Origin of the sequence: Bradyrhizobium canariense (assembly GCF_019402665.1) — a bacterium.
In the GTDB taxonomy this organism is placed as follows: Bacteria; Pseudomonadota; Alphaproteobacteria; order Rhizobiales; family Xanthobacteraceae; genus Bradyrhizobium; species Bradyrhizobium canariense.
Window position 1 is genome coordinate 293,039 of record NZ_VSST01000015.1, and the last position, 20,057, is coordinate 313,095.

A 20,057-nucleotide genomic window follows, 5' to 3' on the forward strand; every position below is an offset into this window, starting at 1 on the left:
CACAACGGAGCTGTTTATGACCCAAATTGATCATCAGGTTGATCCTATCGGCCCGGTTGCGGGCTCACGCATTTTCAAGTTCATCGCCTTTCTGTACGGAATTGCGGCGTATCTCGTGTTTTTCGTCACCATTCTCTACGCCATCGGCTTCGTCATGGGGCTCGTGGTGCCGAAGACCATCGATACCGGGACCGATACGCCCGTGGCCGAGGCCGTCATCATCAATCTGCTCGTGATGGCCCTGTTTGCGATCCAGCACAGCGTCATGGCGCGCCGGCAATTCAAGGCCTGGTGGACGCAGTACGTCCCCAAGCCGGTCGAGCGCAGCACCTATGTGCTGTTTGCCAGCCTGTCATTGCTTCTCCTGTTCTGGCAGTGGCGTCCGCTGCCCACGGTCATATGGGACGTCGCGAACCCGGATCTTGCTGTGACGATCGTCACGCTGTCGCTGGTGGGCTGGGTCCTGGTGTTTACCTCGACCTTCATCATCAATCACTTCGAGTTGTTCGGATTGCATCAGGTGACCAATCATCTCGTCGGTAAGGAGGCGTCGCCGCCGCGCTTCAAGACGCCGCTGCTCTACAAGTTCGTCCGTCATCCGATCTATCTCGGCTTCATCATCGCGTTCTGGGCGGCGCCGGTCATGACCGTGGGCCATCTGCTGTTCGCCGCCGTGACGACGGCCTACATCTTCGTCGGCATCGCGCTGGAGGAGCACGACCTCATCGATCTCTTCGGCGACGAGTACCGGCAGTACAAACAACGGGTGTCGATGCTTATTCCCTGGCGCAAGTCGGTATAGCTTGCGCGTCGTTCGGCCGCGTCCGCCGAAAGGAGGACGCTCGGCGGCGCCGAGGCGCGTAACGGAGCTTGCCGACCCGGCCTTCCACGTTTCTCGGGGTGAATCCCCCTTCACCCCGACGCTATTAGTGCGAGCGAAGCTCGTCGCGACCCCCGCATTCCTTTTTGCCGACTTATCGGCAAACAGCAGCGGGGAGAGGAATCTGAACAATCATCAACGGAGACGACCTAATGAAACATGTTGGAAACTGCTTCTGTGGCGCGGTCACGATCGAGGTCACAGGCGCGCCGGAGGCGATGGGCTATTGCCATTGCAGCTCGTGCCGCTCGTGGTCGGGCGGTCCGGTGAACGCCTTCAGCCTGTGGAAGCCCGAAGCCGTGCGCATCACAGAAGGTGCAGAGAATGTCGAGACCTTTGCGAAGACGCCGCTCAGCCAGCGCAAATATTGCAAGAAGTGCGGCGGTCATCTCATGACCAACCATCCGCCGCTCGGCCTGATCGACGTCTTCACTGCCACCATCCCCACCCTGGCGTTTGCACCAGGCGTCCACGTCAACTACGCCGAGACGGTGCTGCCGATGCGCGACGGCCTGCCCAAGCTCAAGGATTTTCCGGCCGAGTTCGGCGGCAGCGGCGAGATGATGCAGGAGTGACGGCGCCCTTCTCCTCTCCCGCAAGCGGGAGAGGAGAGATTTGCTACCTCATTCCTGCGCGCCACAGTCCCTCGAGGTAATGCTCGCGATCCTCTTCCCGCAGCATCGGCAGCTCGCGCGTGATCCAGGCCAGCGAGATGCCGGGCTGGGCGCGGCGCAAGCCTTCCAGGGCGGAAGCCGAGAGCACGGGATCCCCCGACATGCCGGCGGCGGCCGTCAGCACGCGATGCGCGCCGACGAAATCGGCGCGCTGCCGCATCGACTCGCGCGCCATCTGCACGGCTGCCTCGTAGTTATGTCCGATGAACTGGGCATAGGCGGCGATCCCGCAATAGATCGGCGCAAGCGGATCCCGCGGGCTCAGCCGCAGCGCGTGGCGCGCGGCGGCATCGCCGTCCTGCCATCGTCCTGCGTAGCACAGCGTGACGCCATGGAAGGCGTGCGCCATCGCAAAGTTCGGATTGAGTTCCAGCGCCAGTTCGAACTCTGCCAGTGCGTCGTCGAAGCGGCGGCGGAATAGATAAGTATAAGCCAGACCATGATGGGCCCATGCATCCTCACGATCGGCCTCCACCGCCGCGAGCGCGGCGCGCTCGGCGACCGGCACGGTCGGGGCCATGTCGGACCAGCCCATATGCGCGCCGAAGATGTGGCTGGTCGCGAGCAAGCCGAGCGCCTTGCCATAGGCGGGATCGAGCGCGACGGCCTTCTCGAGCAATCCTTGCGCGGCGGCATTGTCCTCGTGGGTGATGCGCCAGTAATGCGACAATGCGCGCATCACGAGGTCCCAGGCATCCAGGCTTCCCGGCGGCTTCTGCTGGGCGCGAAAACTCTCGGCGGTATAGAGCTGCGGCTCGATCGCGGCGACGATCGCCTCGGTGATCTCGTCCTGCACCGCGAAGATGTCGGCAAGCTCGCGGTCGTAGCGTTCGGCCCAGAGATGGCTGCCGGTCGAGACGTCGTTGAGCTGTGCGGAGATGCGCACGCGATCGCCGCTCCGCCGCACGCTGCCTTCGAGCACGTAGCGCACGCCGAGCTCGCGCGCGACCTCGTTCATGTGCACAGCGCGGCCCTTGTAGACGAAGGAGGAGTTGCGCGCGATGACGAAGAACCAACGCAGCTTCGACAGCGCGGTGATGATGTCCTCGCTGATCCCGTCCGAGAAATAGTCCTGCTCGCGGTCGCCGCTCATGTTGGTAAAGGGCAGCACCGCGATCGCCGGCCGGTCCGGCAGCGCCAGCGGGGCCTGCAGTAGCTTCGCTCCGAAATCGGATTCCGGCGCGGTTGCTCCACGCTTGGTCTCGACGTCGCCGACGAAACGAAAACCCTTGCGCGAGATGGTACGGATCACCGCCTGGCTCGCGCCGGTGTCGCCGACCGCCTTGCGTGCCGCATTGATCCTGCTGGTCAGCGTGGATTCGGACACGCTGCGCCCGTGCCAGATCTTGTCGATCAGCTCGTCCTTGCTGACCACCCGGTCGCGGTTCTCCATGAGGTGGACAACGAGATCGAAGACCTGCGGCTCCACGGCAACGGGAACCTGCTCGCGGCTCAGCTCGCGCAAGTCGGTATCGAGCAGGTGATCCCGGAACAGAAACTGCACGTCGAAAACTCAGACCTCAAGGCAACATCGGGCAATGATGAAAGCAAAACGGATTTCGGCTGATGTCTGTGAGTCCACCGAGGGGCCTGCCCGGTTCACCACGATCGCGTGATGGCAGGCATGCAGTTTACGGGGAGGAATGCAGCCTTGGTTAGAACGTGGCCGGTTCGGCCGGATTGTCGCGATTTCCTCACGTCATTGCGAGCGTAGCGAAGCAATCCAGCCTGTCGCCGCGCAGACAGCGTGGAGTGCTTCGTCGCAAGGGCTCCTCGCAATGTCGGTGTTGAGGCAATGGCGTGCGTGCGGGAGCTTCCCATGTTGTCCTGGCCTTCGCCGCGATGGCATCGAATGTGTGACGAACGGTGAATGTCCATTGCCGAACAGTTCCGCGTGCGTAAGCTGCCGCCCACACAAAACACCAACCACGAAGAAACGCCCATGCCCGCTTTTCATGCCTCGACCACCGTGCTCGATTCCGTGCTGTTCCGCGATGCCTTCGGCACGCCGCAGATGCGGGAGGTGTTTTCCGATATCGCGACGGTCGCGCGCTATGCCGAGGTCGAGGTGGCACTGGCGAAAGCGGAAGCGAAGTGCGGGGTGATTCCGCACGATGCCGCCGACCAGATCGCGGCGCGGACCGATGTTGCCGCGCTCGATTTCGACCTGTTGCGGCAGGAGACCGATGTCGTCGGCTATCCGATCCTGCCGCTCGTGCATCAGATGGTGAAGCAATGCGGCGATGCCGGCCGCTATGTGCATTGGGGCGCGACCACGCAGGACATCATGGACACCGCCGTGGTGCTGCAATTGCGCGCCGGGCTCGAGATCGTCGAGCAGGACATCGCCGCGCTGCGCACAATCCTTGCCGACCTCTCGAAGCGCCACCGCGACACGCCGATGGCGGGCCGCACCCATCTCCAGCAGGCGCTGCCGGTCACCTTCGGCTACAAGACCGCGATCTGGCTCGCGATGTTCGACCGCCACGCCGAGCGCCTCAGTGAATTGAAGCCGCGCGTCCTGGTCGGCCAGTTCGCCGGCGCCGCCGGCACGCTGGCCTCGCTCGGCGACAAGGGGTTCGAGGTGCAGGAAGCGCTCTGCGCCGAACTGAGGCTTGGCGTCCCCGCTTCGACCTGGCACGTCGCACGCGACGGTTTTGCCGAGGCCGTCAACTTCCTGGCGCTCGTCACCGGCTCGCTCGGCAAGATCGCGCTCGACATCATGATCATGGCCTCGACCGAATTCGCCGAGGTCTACGAGCCCTTCGTCAAGGGACGCGGTGCTTCCTCGACTATGCCTCAGAAGCGCAACCCGATCTCCTCGGAACTGATGCTCGCGGCGTCGAAGGCGGTGCGCCAGCACGCCGGCCTCATGCTGGATGCCATGGTGCAGGATTTCGAGCGCGCCACCGGGCCCTGGCACGCCGAATGGATGGCGATCCCCGAGAGCTTCGTGCTGACCGCCGGCGCCTTGCACCAGGCGAAGTTCGCGCTCGCCGGCCTCATCGTGGATGAAAGCAAGATGAACGAGAATCTCGCCGTCAGCCGCGGTCTGATCGTGGCCGAAGCCGTCATGATGGGGCTCGCGCCGCAGATCGGGCGGCAGGAGGCCCATGACGTGGTCTATGACGCCTGCCGGCTCGCCAATGAGAAAGGTCTTACGCTGGCGGACGCGCTCTCGTCCGATTCCCGCGTCTCTGTCAGAATCGACCGTGCCACGATCGAGGCGCTGACATCACCGAAAAATTACCTCGGCCTTGCTCCCGCCATGGTCGACCGGGTGCTGAAATCGGCAACGCGTTGAAAACCAAAATGCGCGAAACTGCGTATCTTTGGGGGGTCGCAAGGCACTCGCGCACTTGTGTCTCGCGATGCTAGACTTAGATTGGACGAGAGACGTTCGGCAGAGGATCCGGCATGACTGATCAACGCATCACCTCCACTCCCATCGATCCCGTGAAGCTCGACCGGCTGGCCGAGGTGGCGGTGAAGGTGGGCCTGGGCTTGCGGCCGGGCCAGGATCTGCTCTTGACGGCACCAGCGATCGCGTTGCCGCTGGTGCGGCGGATCGCGGTGCATGCCTACAAGGCCGGCGCCGGCATCGTGACGCCCATTCTCTCCGACGAAGAGATGACGCTGGCGCGCTATCGCCACGGCCACGACGACAGCTTCGATCGCGCCGCCAACTGGCTCTACGAGGGCATGGCCAAGGCGTTCTCGAACAACACCGCGCGTCTCGCCATCGTCGGCGACAATCCGATGCTGCTCTCGGGCGAAGATGCTTCCAAGGTCGCGCGCGCCAGCAAGGCCAATTCCATGGCCTATCAGCCGGCGCTGGAAAAGATCGTCAATTTCGACACCAACTGGAACATCATTGCCTACCCGAGCCCGTCCTGGGCGAAGCAAGTCTTTCCGAACGATCCTGAAGAGGTCGCGATCGGCAAGCTCGCGGACGCGATCTTCGCAGCGTCCCGCGTCGATCGCGACGATGCGCCGGCCAATTGGGCGAGCCACAATGCGGTGCTGCGGGAGCGCACCAACTGGCTCAACGGCCAGCGTTTCCGCGCGCTCCAGTATTCGGGACCGGGCACCGACCTCACCATCGGGCTCGCCGACGGCCATGAATGGGAGGGCGGCGCCTCGCTCTCCAAGAACGGCATCAGCTGCAACGCCAATATCCCGACCGAAGAGGTCTTCACCACGCCGCATTGCCGGCGCGTCTACGGCCATGTCGTGAGCTCGAAGCCGCTATCCTACCAGGGCACGCTGATCGACAACATCGCGGTGCGCTTCGAGGACGGCCGGATCGTCGACGCCAAGGCTTCGCGCGGCGAGGAGGTACTGAACAAGGTGCTCGACACCGACGAGGGCGCGCGGCGTCTCGGCGAAGTGGCCCTGGTGCCGCATTCCTCGCCGATCTCGCAGAGCGGGTTGTTGTTCTATAATACGCTGTTCGACGAGAACGCGGCCTCGCACATCGCGCTCGGCCAGTGCTATTCGAAGTGCTTCGTCAACGGCGCCCAGCTCACGCCGCAGCAGATCGCGGCGCAAGGCGGCAACCAGAGCCTGATCCATATCGATTGGATGATCGGCTCGGCCGAGACCGACATCGACGGCATTCTGGCCGACGGCAGCAAAGTGCCGGTGTTTCGCAAGGGCGAATGGGCGAAGTAACTACGCCGCCGCGTTGCGCAGCATCGGGCTGTTGTCGATGCTGAAGCGGTTGAACAGCGTCGTGAACGGGCTGCCGTCGGTGGCCCGCACGACGGCGTCGGAGGCCGCCACCGCGTCGTAGAGCGCACCGACCGGATCATTCGCCTCGGGCAGGTCGAGACCCCCGCGGATTTGCTCGCGGGCCTCGTTGACGTCGTCCTCGTCGTCGAGTGTGGCCTCCAGCGCATCCGCCGCCCGCCGCATCTCATGGAGATCACCGCCGGCGGAAAATTTGAGGATGTCGAGCCAATAGGGGTGCGCCACGACGAGCTTGACGAAAGCCTCGAAACTCTCCGCGATGATTCCCGCGCGGCCTTCCGACGAGACGTAGCGCACATTCTGGGACGGCAGCAGAACGAACGCGCCGCCGGAGCCGTCACTGCCGATCTGCCGGGGGCTTTCGATGCCATCGACGGTGAACCAGGGCTCCTCGTCGGTTGCGAAGGAGACATCGAGGCTGCCGAGCCAGGCCACGACCTCGCCTTGAGTTGCGAGAACCTCCGGGGTGAGGGGCATCGGCATGGCTCCTTTCAGATAGCTTCGCGCACTTTGTCGCACCCCGGAAAAGAAGGGTTCATGTGTACGAAATTGCAGGGAAATTGGGACGTTAACCGTTTCGCGTCTGCAACTTGCGGCTGATTGTCGGACCCTGCGTAAGAAAGAATTAAAAACCGGCTACTAGCGTTCCCGCCATCTTTGAACAATCCGGGCCGAGACCCGGCGGATCATATTTTATCCCCTGGGGGAACAGATGTCGCGCGCATTGATTGAAATCAGTAGTTGCAATGTAGATCTCGAGCTGCGGCCGATCGAACCGTCCTGGATCATCGAAGGCAATCCGGTGTCGCGCTCGCACATCCTGTCCACCAGCGCCGACGGCACCGCTTCGACCATCATCTGGGCCTGCACCGGAGGCCGCTTCAACTGGTATTACGACATCGATGAGACGATCATGATCATGGAAGGGTCGATCGTGCTCGAAAGCGACGGCATGCCGCCGAAGCGCTACGGCCCGGGCGACGTCATTTTCTTCCGCAACGGCGCGCATGCCAAATGGCATGTCGAGGGCCACGTCAAGAAGATCGCCTTCTGCCGCAAGACCAATCCCGTGATGATCGGCTTCCTGATCCGCGTCCTCAACAAGCTCAAGAAGATCTTCGTCTCCACCGGCGAGCGCCGTCCTGCCTCGCTGATGGGCGCCGGTTAGAGTTCAATCAGTTTCAAGGACGCTTCCCAGCGGTCACGACGGAACAGGGGGCCGGGATCAACATCCCGGCCCCTGTTCTCGTCATGGCGCCAATCACTTTAAGGCAGATCGAGCCGGTAGAAATCACTCGCGGTCTGCGAGAACAACGCCGTCTTCTCGGTCTCGCTCAAGGGCGCCGCGATACGCTTGAAGGCGTTGAAGATTACCTGATAGCTGCACTGGCCCTTGTCCGGCGGGAAATTGCTCTCGAACATCGCGCGCCTGGGTCCAAACGCCTCGATGCAGGTTTCAATGTAAGGCCGCCACGCCGCGGCAAGCTCCTCGGATAACGGCGGCCTCTCGCGCAAATGGAAGTCGTAGCCGAGCAGGCACATCGCGAGCCCGCCGAGCTTCACCACGACGTTCTCGCATTTCGCGATCTCCCGGATCGAGGCGCGCCATTGCGCAAACACCTCCTCGCGTCGCCCGGCAAAGCGGCCGATTCCGGCCGGGCCGCCGCAATGGTCGAGCACGATCCTGGTGTCGGGAAATGCGCGGGCGAGCTCGGTCAGCTCGCCGATTTGCGGATGGAACAGCCAGGCGTCGAAGCTCAGGTTCAGCGGCGCGAGACAGGCAAAGCCCTTCCGGAAGGTCGGGTCCTGCAACAATCCCTGCGGCCGGCTCGCATACATGCCGGCGACTGCGGGATCTGCGTCCCAGGCCGAGGAATGCCGGATGCCGCGGAAGCGACCGTTGCCCGCCGCGATCTCGGCCTCCAACACCGGTTGTGCGGCATCGCCGAGCAGCAGGTTGACGTGGCTGACGATGCCGGCGCAGATCGCCGCCTTGCCATAGCCGCCGCTGGCGCTCATCGCGGCGACGCCATTGGCGAACTCGACCTCGCCGACCGGCCGGAATGCTTCGGGCCCGTGCGCACGATACATCGAGCGGCAATCGACATAGACGGTGGCGGTGATGTTGTGGCCGGAGGCGATATCCGCCGCCATCTCCTCGATCAAATAGCGGTGCCCGCGATTCCAGAGATGGTGATGGGGATCGACGATCGGCCGCGAGGGATCGATGATCTCCTCCCGATGCAGCGCGAGCCAGTCCTCGCGCGGCTCGACGAATAGCCCGCTCGTGTTGGCGGGCAAACCGCTTGCGGCCATCGGCGTTCGCTCCCTTGATGTATGCTTCTTGTTCTCGGAGCCTAACACCTCGTTCTCGCGTGCAGCAGCGCGCGTTTCGCAACCGCACCCGTCATCGCGGGCACAGCGGCGCCGTCGTCAATCCTTGCGCCGCTTCGCCCTCACATCGACCAAAAGCCGCCAATCGGTTGCGGTGGCCGGCTTGACCTCGCCGAGCCAATGGAAGAAATCCTCGGTGATTTCCGTAAAACTCCAGCGCGTCAGGTCGCCGGCTTCGGTCGTGCCTTCCTGAACGATGTCGGCATCGCGTGGACGGCCGATCTGCTGGCGGAATATGCCGCGGCCGGGATCGAACCAGGAGATCCGCCACGCATCGATGGTCGGATCGTAGACCCGCAGCGTCGTGCCGTACCAATTGCCGGCGATCGGCAAGGCCGGGCTGCCAGCCGGGCGCGGAATGATCCAGACGTCTTGCACGGCGCGGCCCTCCAGCACCCAGCCGAAATGGATTTCGCCGGGCGCTGTGTGTTTCGTTCCATCGGGTCCATGGGCGGTGATCTCGGCGTCCCAATCGCCGACGAAGCGGCCATAAAGCTGGAGCGCCGCCGCGTGCTCGGGGTTCGGTCCGTCCGCGTGCAATAATCTCGCAAAGTCGCTCATGTCGATCTCCTGTTTGCGGGGAGATCAGCACGACCGGGCGGCAGCCGACTTGGAGAAAATTGCGCGGCGCCCGCCGTCAAGTCTTGTTGGGCGACAGATGCCCTATGCCAGGATTGGGCCTATCGTTCGTTCGTCGGCTCGTCGCGCGTTCCGCGAGCCAAATGACGATGACGGAGACAATCACGAGACCCGCACCAAGCAACATCAGGCGCGAAAATGGCTCGCTCAGCACGAGGGTGCCGAGCAGTACAGCGATCACCGGGTTGACGAAAGTGTAGGTCGACACCAACGAGGTCGAGACGTTTTCCAGAAGCCAGTTGTAGGCAACGAATCCGATCACGCTGCCAGCGATGATCAGCCAAAGCGCCGCTGCAAGCGAAGTCAGCGAAACCTCGCTCGGCCTGAAGTTTCCGATCTCGCCTGTCAGCCAACTGATCGCGAACAACACGGTACCGCCTATCGAAAGCTGGATGCCCGAAAGCAGGATAGCGGATGCCTGGCTCGACATGCTCCGGGACAAGATAGTCCCGGCCGACCATGACAAGGCCGCAGCCAGCAGCCAGACGACGGGAAGGATACTGATGCCGGCCTGCTCGACGTTTTGCCACGCCACGAGTCCGACGCCGAAGAAGCCCGGCACGAGAGCGAGCAGGGCGAAGGGCTTCGGTCGCTGATCGCCGGGGAACAAGACATCGATCAGCAGGATCCAGAACGGGATCGTGGCCAGCACGATGGCCGCCACGCCCGAAGGAACCGATTGCTGCGCGAAGGCGAGTACGCCATGGCAACCGACAAAGAACAGGAGCCCGCACAGGCTCGCCCTTATCCACGCCTGCGCGGATAGGTTCGCGACCTCACCGGCACTCATGGCCAGCAACAAGATGCCGCCACAGAGCGAACGCAGCGCCATCAGCAGAAATGGCGGAATCGATTTCAGGCCCAAAGTGATGGCGAAGTAGGTGGAACCCCACAGCAGGTAAATGGCCGCAAATGAGCCTATGACCAGCAACCTTCTGCTCATGACTGCTCCGATCGTAACTGATTTCGAAGCAACCAAGTCGGAGGAGGCTCATGCGTTCCGGCTCGGCGCGTCACACCCCGTCGAGGATGATCACCGTCGGCTTCGACGGCAACGCATCCCGAGACATCCGGAAACTTCGTTCCATACGCCGGTCGATCTCGAACTGCTGGCCGATACGTTGCATGAAATCGTCGAGCGGGGTGGCGAAGCGGTGCATCGGCAGCACGACCGAGGCGCGCAGCCGCTTGGTGATCTCGGAGACGCCGTCGAGCGACATGGTGTAGGTGCCGTCGATCGGCACCATGACGATGTCGAGCCGCCCGATCTGGGCAAAATGGCTGTCGTCGAGCTTGTGGTGAAGATGGCCGAGATGGCCGATGCAGAGGCCCGCGACCTCGAAGATGAAGATCGAATTGCCGTCGCGGATCATGTCGGCGCCGGAATCGTCGCCGAAATAGCGACGGATGTCGGTGGTGACGTTGCGGATGAAGGTGTCGCCGATGCGCTCCGACACGATGGCCGGCTTGCCGTCCTCGCCCCAGCCATGCAGCACATGAGGAATGCGCTTGTCGGGATATAAAGAATAGTGCGTGCTGTGGGCCCGGTTCATCGTGACGACATCGGGCAGCCGGCCCACTTGGTAGGCCCCGCTATAGTCGGTCGCGATGCGCAAGCCGCCGGGCGTGTCGATGAAATAGGTGGAATGGCCTGCATAGGTAATCTGGACTTCAGCGGAGGCTGCGGCCTGCCGGAACGCGACCGGCGTCGCGCGGGGTGCCGCATGCGCCATCGCCAGGCATTCGCTGCGCTGAGGTGATTGCTGCGCGAAGGCAGATGTTACCAGCCAACCGAGAAGCGCACAGACCGTCAGCAACAATCGAGACATCAGGAACCGTCCGGCGCTTATCGACGATCTGTGAGTGTATCTACGAATTATCCTCGCGTCATGTGGTGCCGGCGAGCCGCGCCATTCCACCGCTTGCTTTGATCAGTTTCACGGCCGCTTTGTCGAACGACACGAAAGTATCGGCCCCAAGCCAGTTGCCTTCGTGGGCGATGACGCCATCGGTAAAGTCACCCCCGGCCTCGAGGAGCGCTAATCCAGCCTCAGCTATGGGCCGGTTGACGACGACATTGGATGCATTGATCAAGTGCCGGATCGAAGCCGCGATATTTCCAGCAGAGGTTTTGTAGCCTCGTGAGAGGACCCAAGCCAACTCACATAATGCGGGGATCGAGATGGCTATGAGGTCCGCGTTCTCGAGAAGGGCTTCGGCCACCTTGCTCTGTTCGGCATCATCTTCGACCAGCACCCGTACCAGGACGTTGGTGTCGGGTGTTATCTTCATCGCTTGCTGGCCCAGCCGTCAGCAATGACCGCATTCATCTCCTCGATCGAGAGCGATCGACCGTTCGTCTTTCCCTTCAAAAAGCCGAAGGCATCCGGAATCTCTCCGGTGGGCCGAACTGCTCTCACCTCAACTCGCCCGCCAGGAAGCTTTTCTATCGAAATCTTGTCGCCCGGATGTACACCGAGGTGCTCCAGGAGGTCTTTCCGTAGCGTAACCTGCCCCTTTGCCGTGACCGTGAGCGTGCTCATGGGGATCCCTCAATACTGAGACCTTGATAGGTAAGGCAATTTATCCTTACTTTCAAGGCAGGCAGCCTTTACTCCCGCCGCGGGCTGAACTTCCAGGTGATGGCGACGAGGCCCGCGGTGATCAGGCCGCTGACGAGACCGACGATGGGCAGCGTGAGCACCAGCGCGGCGCTGGCAGCCCAGCCGATCGAGGAGAACGCCTCGGCAAAGGTCGCAAGTCGCGACGAGGTCTGGCGGCGGCGAAATTGGCTGCGCCGGGCCTGCACCCGGAACCAGAGCTGGATTGCGGTGGCGGAGGCCGCGCTGACGATGACCGCACCGGCGCTGACCGCGGCCTGGAACGCCGAGGCGAAAGCGAGCGCCGCGATCAGCGGGCAGAAGACGATGGCGATCGCGATCAGCACCACCTCGATCTTGGCGCGGATGACGCTGGACGGCGTCAGCGGCGCGGTCGCAACCAGGTCGGGCGCGTCCTCGCCCGAGATCGTCAGCCAGGCAAGCCCGCCGGCGAGTTGGCCGGCCGCCATGACGATGACGGGCGTGATCAGCGTCAGCGCCGCGGAGCTGTCGGCAAAGTTGCGCCAGAGCAGCAGCGCCGGCGGCACCAGATAGAGCAGCTGCATCAGCGTCTGCGAGATCAGCCAGGGATCGCGCCAGAGCAGCGAAAATTCCTTGCGCCGCAGGGCATGCTGACGCGATCCGCCGCGGAACGGGCGCTCCTTCGCGCTGCGACGGCCGGACGCGCCATAGGCGGCGGCATCGATCGCCGTGTCGGCGAAGCGGCCCGAGAAGATCGCCATGACGCTTCCGAGCAGCACGAGCCCGAGCGCCAGGAGCAGCAGCAGCGCTTCGGCGTCTCCCATCGCCGCCCGCGCCGGCCACCACCAGATGCTGTCGGCATCGGGCGCGTAAGCGGCCAAGCTACCCGAGGTCAGGATGGTGAAGCGCGACAGCGTGCCGTAGGACATGATCGCCGCCACCTGAAGCGCGATCACGAAGCCGGCGCCGATGATGGCGGCGAGGATCTGGGCGACGAACCGTGTCCGCGCCGGACCGATCAGGCGAAACAGCAGGATGGTGACGGCGATCGCGATCGCTGCGGCCGACAGGCCCATGGCGACAACGACGCCGAACGCAGCAAGCCAGCGCGCGCCGCCCCCGAATACCAGCACGTCGATGAAGGGCGTCGAGAACAGCAGCGCCATCACCGTGATGGCGAGCGCGATCGCGGCGATGCGCACCGAGAACAGATTGGCCAGCGTCGCGGGTGAGGACATGATGAGGTCGAGATCGGCGCGTGCGTAAAACACCCGGGTCACCGATTCGATTGCCTGCGACAGCATCAGCGTCCAGGCCAGAAAAATCGTCGCCGAGATCACGATCAGCGAGGATTTGTCGAGTGGCAATTGCAGGTCGGCGAAGCGGCCGATCACCGCCCAGGCCGGTACGTGCAGCAGCGCCGCGAAGAACAGCAGGCCGATTACCGCCGCACGTGTTCGTTTGCGCCGCCCGCCGGTCATCATGGCGAGCCATTCGCGCCAGGCGAGCCGGAGCTCGTGGCGGGCGAACCAGGACAGCGCGGTGGCCGAGCTCATGCGGCTTCCGGAAGCGTCACCAGCGCGATGAAGAGATCTTCCAGGCTGGTGTCGGCGTGCCCGTTTTGCTGCCGGAGCTCGGTTAGCGTGCCCTCGGCAACCAGGCGGCCGGCTGCGATCACACCGATACGGTCAGCCATGCGTTCGGCGACCTCGAGGATATGCGTGGTCATGATGACGGTGCAACCGGCGCGGACGCGCTCGCTCAGGAGTCCCTTGACATGGCGGGCGGAGACGGCATCCAGTCCCGTCAGCGGTTCGTCGAGGATGATGAGGCGGGGATCGTGCACCAGGGCGCCGGCGAGGGCGACCTTCTGGCGCATGCCCTTGGAAAAACCCTCGCAGCGTTCGTGCCGGTGCGGCTCGAGCCCGAGCGAGTTCAGGAGACCCGCGGCGACCGGTTCCGAGGCCGATGGTGCGATGCCCCACAGACCGGCCACGAATTCGAGATATTCGAGCGGCGTGAGCTTGTCGTAGATCATGGGCTCGTCGGAGACCCACGCCATCACCTGCTTGGCGGCGACGGGGTTTTGGAGCGCATCGATGCCGAAGATGGAGACCGCGCCGGCATCGGGCCGCAAAAGGCCTGCAACCATGCGCAAAGTGGTGGTCTTGCCGGCGCCGTTGGGGCCGACCAGCGCATAGAATTCGCCGGCATGGATGGTGAGATCGAGGTTATCGACCGCCAGACGGTCAAAACACTTCGTTAACCCCATGACTTCGAGCGCCGAGTCGTCCGTCTTCATGGCGGCCACACCTTGCGGTTTTGCATCGCTCGCGACCATGCCCCGAAGATGTTTCGGCACCGTGAATCGCGCTGCCGCAAATTCCGTCATCCGGATTGGACTAATGGCAAGTCACCGTTTGTTGACAGCGCTTGGCGGTTCAGGCTGAATTGGCAAAGGGACGAATGGCGCTAACGCAGCGAAACGACTGCGTAGCGACTGAACACAAGATGCGGCAAGGCGGTCAGGAAGAACCGCCGGTTGTATCGGGAGGATGCGCGACGATGCTGGATTTCGTTCAGCAGCTGGTCAGCGGTGTTGCGCTCGGCTGCGTCTACGGCCTGATCGCGCTCGGCTTCGTGCTTGTCTACAAGGCCACCGAGGTCGTCAATTTCGCGCAGGGCGATTTGATGATGCTGGGCGGCTTCTTTGCCTTCACCTTCATTGGCATGATGGGGCTGAACTACTGGGTCGGCTTTGCCGGCGCGGTGGCGGCAATGGCGCTGTTCGGCATGCTCGCCGAGCGCGTGGTGGTGCGGCCGATCCTCGGCTATCCGCAATTCTCCATCATCATGGCCACCATCGGGCTCGGCTATTTCCTGCGCTCGGTCTCCGGCATGATCTGGGGCACCGACGATTTCAAGATCGACACGCCGTTCAGTCAGGGCGTGCTGCGGATCGGTTCGCTGGTGCTCGCCCATGACAAGCTCTCGGTGATCGCGGCGACGGTCATCCTCTGCGCGCTGCTCTGGCTGTTCTTCAACAAGACCATGCTCGGCACCGCGATGCGCGCCAGTTCCGAGAACATGCTGGCGGCCTATTACATGGGCATCCCGGTCAAGCGCGTGGTGTCGATCGTCTGGGCGATCAGCGCGGCGGTTGCGACCTGTGCCGGCGTGCTGCTGGCGCCGATCACCTTCATCCATTCCAATGTCGGTCTGGTGCTGGGCCTGAAAGCGTTTCCGGCCGCCGTGCTCGGCGGCTTCGGCTCGATCCCCGGCGCCGTCGTCGGCGGCGTCCTGATCGGCGTCATCGAGAGCATGGCCGGCTTCTATCTGGCCGAGGGCTGGAAGGACGTCGCGCCCTACGTCGTGCTGCTCGCCGTGCTCTTGCTCAAGCCCGAAGGCCTGTTCGGCCTTCATGTCCGCAAGAAAGTCTGAACGCATGCGCTTCCTGTTCAAGACCGACTACGAGGACGACATCAGGCTGTTTCCGCATTCTGGCTATTACGTCTCCTACGGTCTCCTGCTGGCCGTGCTGCTGATCGCGCCCTATGTGCTCTCCAGTTATCTGATGAGTCAGCTCGTCTTCGTCTGCATCTATGCGACCGTCGGCGTGGCGCTGCTGATTCTGACGGGTTTCACCGGGCAGGCCTCGCTCGGGCACGCGGCGTTTCTCGCGATCGGTGCGTATACGGCGGCCTATTTGCAGAAGTATGGTGTGCCGTTCCCGGTCTACTTTCTCGCAGCCGGGCTCCTGACCGGGCTGATCGGTGCGCTGGTCGGATTCCCCGCGCTGCGGCTGCAAGGCATTTATCTCGTCATCGCCACCATCTCCTTCGCCTTCATCGTCGAGGAGATTCTGGCGCGATGGGAGAGCGTCACCAACGGCAACGAGGGCATGCGGATCAAGGCGGTGTCGCTGTTTGGGGTCGCAGTCTCGCGCGACGGCCCCACCTTCTATTTTCTCTGCCTCGCCGTGCTGGTGCTGACCATCGTCGGCACCCTCAATTTGCTGCGCTCGCCCACGGGGCGCGCCTTCGTCGCGATCCGCGACAGCGAGACGGCGGCGCGCAGCATGGGGGTCAATGTCGCGCTGTACAAGGTGAAGTCCTTTGCGATCTCCGCGGCGATCACCGGCTTCGCCGGCGTGTTGTTCGCGCACAAGCTCTCCTTCATCTCGCCGGAGATGTTCACGCTCCAGCTCTCGATCGAGTTCATCATCGTGATCCTGATCGGCGGCACCTTCAGCCTGCACGGCGCAGTGCTGGGAGCGATCTTCATCGTGATGATCGATCCGTTCCTGACATACCTCAAGGACGACATGCCCGGCATCATCGCCGGCATTGCAGCGACGTTCGGAGCGGGCACGCAAGCCGCGGCCAATGTCCAGTCCAAGGTCGCGGCCTTTGCCTCGCTCAACGGCTTGAAAGGCGCCATCTACGGCATCATCATCGTATTGTTCGTGCTGTTCGAGCCGCTCGGGCTTTACGGCCGCTGGCTCAAGATCAAACTCTTCTTCCAGCTGTTCCCGCTTTACAAGCGCGCCACCTTCAAGCGGCAGAAGATCTACGTGAAGTCGGAGCGCAACCGATGAGCTATTTTCGCGCCGAGAGTTTGTCGCTGCATTTCGGCGGGCTGAAGGCCGTCGATGCGGTGTCGTTCGCGGTCGAAAAGGGCGAGATCCTCTCGATCATCGGGCCGAACGGCGCCGGCAAGAGCTCGATTTTCAACCTGATTTCGCGGATCTACCGGCCGACCTCGGGTCGCATCTTTTTCGAGGATCAGGACATCACGGAGCAGCCGCCCCATGACATCGCAAGGCTTGGCATCGCCCGCACGTTCCAGAACATCGAGCTGTTCGAGAATGCGACGGTGTTGTCGAACCTGCTGGTCGGCCGCCACCGGCATTCGACCACGCAGCTTTGGCAGGAGCTGTTGTTCCTGCCAGGCGTACGCGCCGACGAGAAGGTGCATCGCCGCAGGGTCGAGCAGGTCATCGAATTCCTCGATCTCGAGCCCTACCGCGACAAGCTGATCTCGGGTCTGCCTTACGGCGTGCGCAAGGTGATCGAGCTGGCGCGCGCGCTATGCTCGGAGCCGAAGCTGATCCTGCTCGACGAGCCGTCCTCGGGCCTCAACGTGGAGGAGACTGACGACATGTCGTTCTGGATCCGCGACCTGAAGAGCGAGCTCGGCGTCACCGTGCTGATGGTCGAGCACGACATGTCGCTGGTCAACCGCGTCTCCGACCGCGTCATCGCGCTGAACTACGGCAGGGTGCTGGCGATGGGCTCGCCGGCCGAAGTGCAAGAGCACCCCGATGTCGTCGCCGCCTATCTGGGAGCCTGACGCGATGGATGCCGTGGCGACACCAGATATCATCCTGAAACTCTCCAACATCGAGAGCTATTACGGGCCGATCATGGCGATCCGCGGCATCTCGCTCGAAGTGCCGCGCGGCCGCATCGTCACGCTGCTGGGCGCCAACGGCGCCGGCAAGACCACGGTGCTGAAGACGATCTCGGGCATTCTCGACCCGCAGAAGGGCGCCATCGAGTTCATGGGCAAGTCGATCCAGCGCATGGAGGCGGACAGGATCGTGCGGCTGGGCCTCAGCCATGTGCCGGAGGGCCGCGAGGTGTTCCCGTTCCTCTCCGTGCGCGAGAACCTGATGATGGGGGCCTATCCGCGCAAGGATCGCGACGGCGTCGCGGACGATCTGGAGCGCGTCTACGGCTATTTCCCGCGGCTGAAGGAGCGCATCAACCAGCCGGCCGGACAGCTCTCCGGCGGCGAGCAGCAGATGCTCGCAATCGGCCGCGCGCTGATGAACCGGCCGACGCTGTTGCTGCTCGACGAGCCCTCGCTTGGGCTGTCGCCGCTGCTGGTGAAGGAGATCTTCGCCATCATCCGTCGGGTCAACGAGGAGCAGGGCATGTCGATCCTGCTGGTCGAGCAGAACGCCAAGGTGGCGCTGGAGACGGCGCACTATGGCTATGTGCTGGAAATCGGCCGGATCGTGATGAACGACAGCTGCGACCGCTTGATGCATTCGAAGGACATCCAGGAATTCTACCTGGGCGCCAAGGAAGCCGGCGCACGAGGCGAGCGGCGCTGGAAAAAGAAGAAGACTTGGCGTTAGAGGAAGCCTTAAATACCAAAGCCCATCCGCTAATATAGACCGCCGGCAAGGCAGGCAGTGGAGGGGAGCGCGACAAGAAGGAGACGTGCATGGCCCGACCGGCGGTGCTGACGGTCGCTGACACGATCGCGAAAAGCTTTTTGCGCGCCGCGGAGACGCGGGGCGACGGGCCGGCTATACGCGAGAAGAAATTCGGGATCTGGCAGCCGACCAGCTGGCGCGAATGGCTGGAGATCTCGAAGGAGATCGCCTACGCGCTGCACGCCATCGGCTTCAGGCCCGGCGACGTTGCTTCCATCATCGCCAACGCCGTGCCGGAATGGGTCCATGTCGACATGGGCATTCTGTGCGCCGGCGGCGTCTCTTCCGGGATCTATCCGACCGATGCCTCATCCCAGGTCGAATATCTCGTCAACGATTCCCGGACGAAAGTGATCTTCGCCGAGGACGAGGAGCAGCTCGACAAGATCCTGGCCTGCCGCGCACGCTGTCCGTCTCTGCGAAAGATCATCGTGTTCGACATGGAGGGCCTTAGCGGCTTCTTCGACGACATGGTGATGTCGCTCGACGAGTTCCGCGCGCTCGGGCGCAACCACATGGCCGGCCGCGAGGCGCTGTGGCAGGAGATGGTCGACAGTCGCAGCGCGAGCGATCTCGCGGTCCTCGTCTATACATCCGGCACCACGGGCCCGCCCAAGGGCGCCATGCACGCCAATCGCAGCGTCACGCACCAGATGCGGCACGCCGATGATTTCATTCCAGCGCGCGAGAACGAGGAGCGGCTGATTTTCCTGCCGCTCTGCCACGTCGCCGAGCGGATCGGCGGCTATTACATCTCGGTCGCGCTCGGCTCGGTGATGAATTTTGCCGAGAGTCCCGAGACTGTGCCGGACAATCTGCGCGAGGTGCAGCCGACCATCTTCCTCGCGGTGCCGCGGATTTGGGAGAAGTTCTATTCCGCGATCACCATCGCGCTGAAGGATGCGACGCCGTTGCAGCAATGGGTGTACCGCCGCGCCATCGACATTGGTTATCGCATGGTCGATTGCAGGATCGAAGGGAAGCCGCCGCCGCTGTCGTTGCGCATCGCCAACGGCATCGCTTACCGGCTCGCTTTTCGCAACATCCGACGCATGATCGGGCTCGACCGATGCCGCATCGCCTTCACCGGCGCGGCGCCGATCGCGCCGGAGCTGATCCGCTGGTATCTCGCGCTCGGCATCGACATCCACGAACTCTACGGCCAGACCGAGAATTGCGGGGTCGCCACCATGATGCCGGCGGAAGGCATCAAGCTTGGCTCGGTGGGCAAGGCGGTGTCGTGGGGGGAAGTGGCGCTGTCGCCCGACGGCGAGATCCTGATCAGGGGCGACTTCCTGTTCATGGGCTATCTGAATCAGCCGGAGAGGACAGCTGAGGCGATCGACCATCGCGGCTGGCTGCATACCGGCGACGTCGGCACCATCGACAATGAGGGCTTCGTCCGCATCACCGACCGGATGAAGGACATCATCATCACCTCGGGCGGCAAGAACATCACGCCGTCCGAGATCGAGAATCAGCTGAAATTCTCGCCCTACATCTCGGATTCCGTGGTGATCGGCGACAAGCGGCCATACCTCACCTGCCTCGTGATGATCGACCAGGAGAATGTCGAGAAGTTCGCGCAGGACCACGACATCCCCTTTACCAATTATGCCAGCCTGTGCCGCGCGGCGGAGATCCAGGATCTGATCTGGCGCGAGATCGAAGCGGTCAATGCCAATTTCGCCCGCGTCGAGACCATCAAGAGATTCTATCTGATCGAACGCCAGCTCACTCCGGAGGACGAGGAGCTGACGCCGACCATGAAGCTGAAGCGCGGCTTCGTGAACAAGCGGTATGCCGCCGAAATCGACGCGATGTATCCGGCGCGGGCGGTGGCTTGAACAATCTTGTTTAAATAACAGCGAAGGAGTGATGGCCCAACCCTTCGCACCATAAGGGCCCCA

Annotated in this window: 20 protein-coding genes; 10 read left to right on the forward strand and 10 right to left on the reverse strand. The window is 63.1% G+C overall.

What is annotated here, in order from left to right; all coding sequences use genetic code 11:
• The first annotated feature begins 16 nt into the window (after positions 1-16).
• Complete coding sequence (gene mddA / locus FXB41_RS08065; RefSeq protein WP_219681112.1) at positions 17-802, forward strand: methanethiol S-methyltransferase; 786 nt, start codon at positions 17-19, stop codon at positions 800-802.
• 230 nt (positions 803-1,032) lie between these two features.
• Positions 1,033-1,455 (forward strand): GFA family protein, encoded by a 423-nt coding sequence (locus tag FXB41_RS08070; protein ID WP_007599506.1) that lies wholly within the window; start codon positions 1,033-1,035, stop codon positions 1,453-1,455.
• Positions 1,456-1,498: 43 nt separating this feature from the next.
• On the opposite strand, the gene FXB41_RS08075 is transcribed toward FXB41_RS08070, so the two are convergent.
• A complete protein-coding gene (locus FXB41_RS08075) occupies positions 1,499-3,058 on the reverse strand; it encodes a winged helix-turn-helix domain-containing tetratricopeptide repeat protein (protein WP_219681114.1) in 1,560 nt (519 codons plus the stop codon).
• Positions 3,059-3,496: 438 nt separating this feature from the next.
• Here FXB41_RS08075 and pcaB point away from each other — a divergent pair, with 438 nt between their 5' ends.
• Together pcaB and FXB41_RS08085 are read left to right on the forward strand one after the other, a co-directional pair.
• Positions 3,497-4,858, forward strand: coding sequence for a 3-carboxy-cis,cis-muconate cycloisomerase (gene pcaB, locus FXB41_RS08080; protein WP_219681116.1), 1,362 nt, complete (start codon positions 3,497-3,499; stop codon positions 4,856-4,858).
• 113 nt (positions 4,859-4,971) lie between these two features.
• Entirely contained in the window at positions 4,972-6,228 is a 1,257-nt protein-coding gene (locus FXB41_RS08085; RefSeq protein ID WP_063994582.1) for an aminopeptidase, read from the forward strand.
• On the opposite strand, the gene FXB41_RS08090 is transcribed toward FXB41_RS08085, so the two are convergent.
• Positions 6,229-6,783, reverse strand: coding sequence for a hypothetical protein (locus FXB41_RS08090; protein ID WP_219681118.1), 555 nt, complete (start codon positions 6,781-6,783; stop codon positions 6,229-6,231). It lies immediately after the preceding gene.
• Between the two features lie 235 nt (positions 6,784-7,018).
• Between FXB41_RS08090 and FXB41_RS08095 the strand changes: the two genes are divergently transcribed.
• The gene (locus FXB41_RS08095; RefSeq protein ID WP_219681121.1) at positions 7,019-7,474 is read left to right on the forward strand and encodes a cupin domain-containing protein; all 456 of its coding nucleotides are present in this window, start codon (positions 7,019-7,021) and stop codon (positions 7,472-7,474) included.
• A gap of 98 nt (positions 7,475-7,572) precedes the next feature.
• On the opposite strand, the gene FXB41_RS08100 is transcribed toward FXB41_RS08095, so the two are convergent.
• From FXB41_RS08100 to FXB41_RS08135, 8 genes are all read right to left on the reverse strand, one after another.
• Complete coding sequence (locus tag FXB41_RS08100; RefSeq protein ID WP_219681123.1) at positions 7,573-8,622, reverse strand: amidohydrolase family protein; 1,050 nt, start codon at positions 8,620-8,622, stop codon at positions 7,573-7,575.
• Between the two features lie 117 nt (positions 8,623-8,739).
• Positions 8,740-9,261: a hypothetical protein gene (locus FXB41_RS08105; protein ID WP_219681125.1), complete on the reverse strand. Its 522-nt coding sequence runs from the start codon at positions 9,259-9,261 to the stop codon at positions 8,740-8,742.
• A 76-nt stretch (positions 9,262-9,337) separates the two neighbouring features.
• Positions 9,338-10,282 (reverse strand): EamA family transporter, encoded by a 945-nt coding sequence (locus FXB41_RS08110; protein ID WP_007599520.1) that lies wholly within the window; start codon positions 10,280-10,282, stop codon positions 9,338-9,340.
• A gap of 70 nt (positions 10,283-10,352) precedes the next feature.
• Complete coding sequence (locus FXB41_RS08115; RefSeq protein ID WP_219681127.1) at positions 10,353-11,168, reverse strand: MBL fold metallo-hydrolase; 816 nt, start codon at positions 11,166-11,168, stop codon at positions 10,353-10,355.
• A 58-nt stretch (positions 11,169-11,226) separates the two neighbouring features.
• On the reverse strand, positions 11,227-11,631 hold the full coding sequence (locus tag FXB41_RS08120) for a type II toxin-antitoxin system VapC family toxin (protein ID WP_007599522.1): 405 nt from the start codon (positions 11,629-11,631) through the stop codon (positions 11,227-11,229).
• Complete coding sequence (locus FXB41_RS08125) at positions 11,628-11,882, reverse strand: AbrB/MazE/SpoVT family DNA-binding domain-containing protein (protein WP_219681129.1); 255 nt, start codon at positions 11,880-11,882, stop codon at positions 11,628-11,630. The genes FXB41_RS08120 and FXB41_RS08125 overlap by 4 nt, the downstream gene beginning before the upstream one ends.
• Positions 11,883-11,950: 68 nt before the next feature.
• Positions 11,951-13,477, reverse strand: a complete 1,527-nt coding sequence (locus tag FXB41_RS08130; RefSeq protein ID WP_219681131.1) for a permease — start codon at positions 13,475-13,477, stop codon at positions 11,951-11,953.
• A complete protein-coding gene (locus tag FXB41_RS08135) occupies positions 13,474-14,223 on the reverse strand; it encodes an ABC transporter ATP-binding protein (protein WP_219681133.1) in 750 nt (249 codons plus the stop codon). Before FXB41_RS08135 ends, FXB41_RS08130 begins: the two co-directional genes overlap by 4 nt.
• Before the next feature lie 263 nt (positions 14,224-14,486).
• On the opposite strand from FXB41_RS08135, the gene FXB41_RS08140 reads away from it, so the two are divergent.
• The 5 genes from FXB41_RS08140 (at position 14,487) to FXB41_RS08160 (ending at position 19,994) form a co-directional block, all read left to right on the forward strand.
• Positions 14,487-15,362, forward strand: a complete 876-nt coding sequence (locus FXB41_RS08140; RefSeq protein ID WP_007599531.1) for a branched-chain amino acid ABC transporter permease — start codon at positions 14,487-14,489, stop codon at positions 15,360-15,362.
• Between the two features lie 4 nt (positions 15,363-15,366).
• On the forward strand, positions 15,367-16,518 hold the full coding sequence (locus FXB41_RS08145; protein WP_219681136.1) for a branched-chain amino acid ABC transporter permease: 1,152 nt from the start codon (positions 15,367-15,369) through the stop codon (positions 16,516-16,518).
• A complete protein-coding gene (locus FXB41_RS08150) occupies positions 16,515-17,273 on the forward strand; it encodes an ABC transporter ATP-binding protein (protein WP_007599535.1) in 759 nt (252 codons plus the stop codon). Before FXB41_RS08145 ends, FXB41_RS08150 begins: the two co-directional genes overlap by 4 nt.
• Positions 17,274-17,277: 4 nt before the next feature.
• A complete protein-coding gene (locus FXB41_RS08155) occupies positions 17,278-18,066 on the forward strand; it encodes an ABC transporter ATP-binding protein (protein ID WP_007599536.1) in 789 nt (262 codons plus the stop codon).
• Between the two features lie 89 nt (positions 18,067-18,155).
• Positions 18,156-19,994 carry an AMP-dependent synthetase/ligase gene (locus tag FXB41_RS08160; protein ID WP_219681138.1) on the forward strand — a complete coding sequence of 613 codons (1,839 nt, stop codon included), beginning with the start codon at positions 18,156-18,158 and terminating at the stop codon, positions 19,992-19,994.
• Positions 19,995-20,057 lie beyond the last annotated feature (63 nt).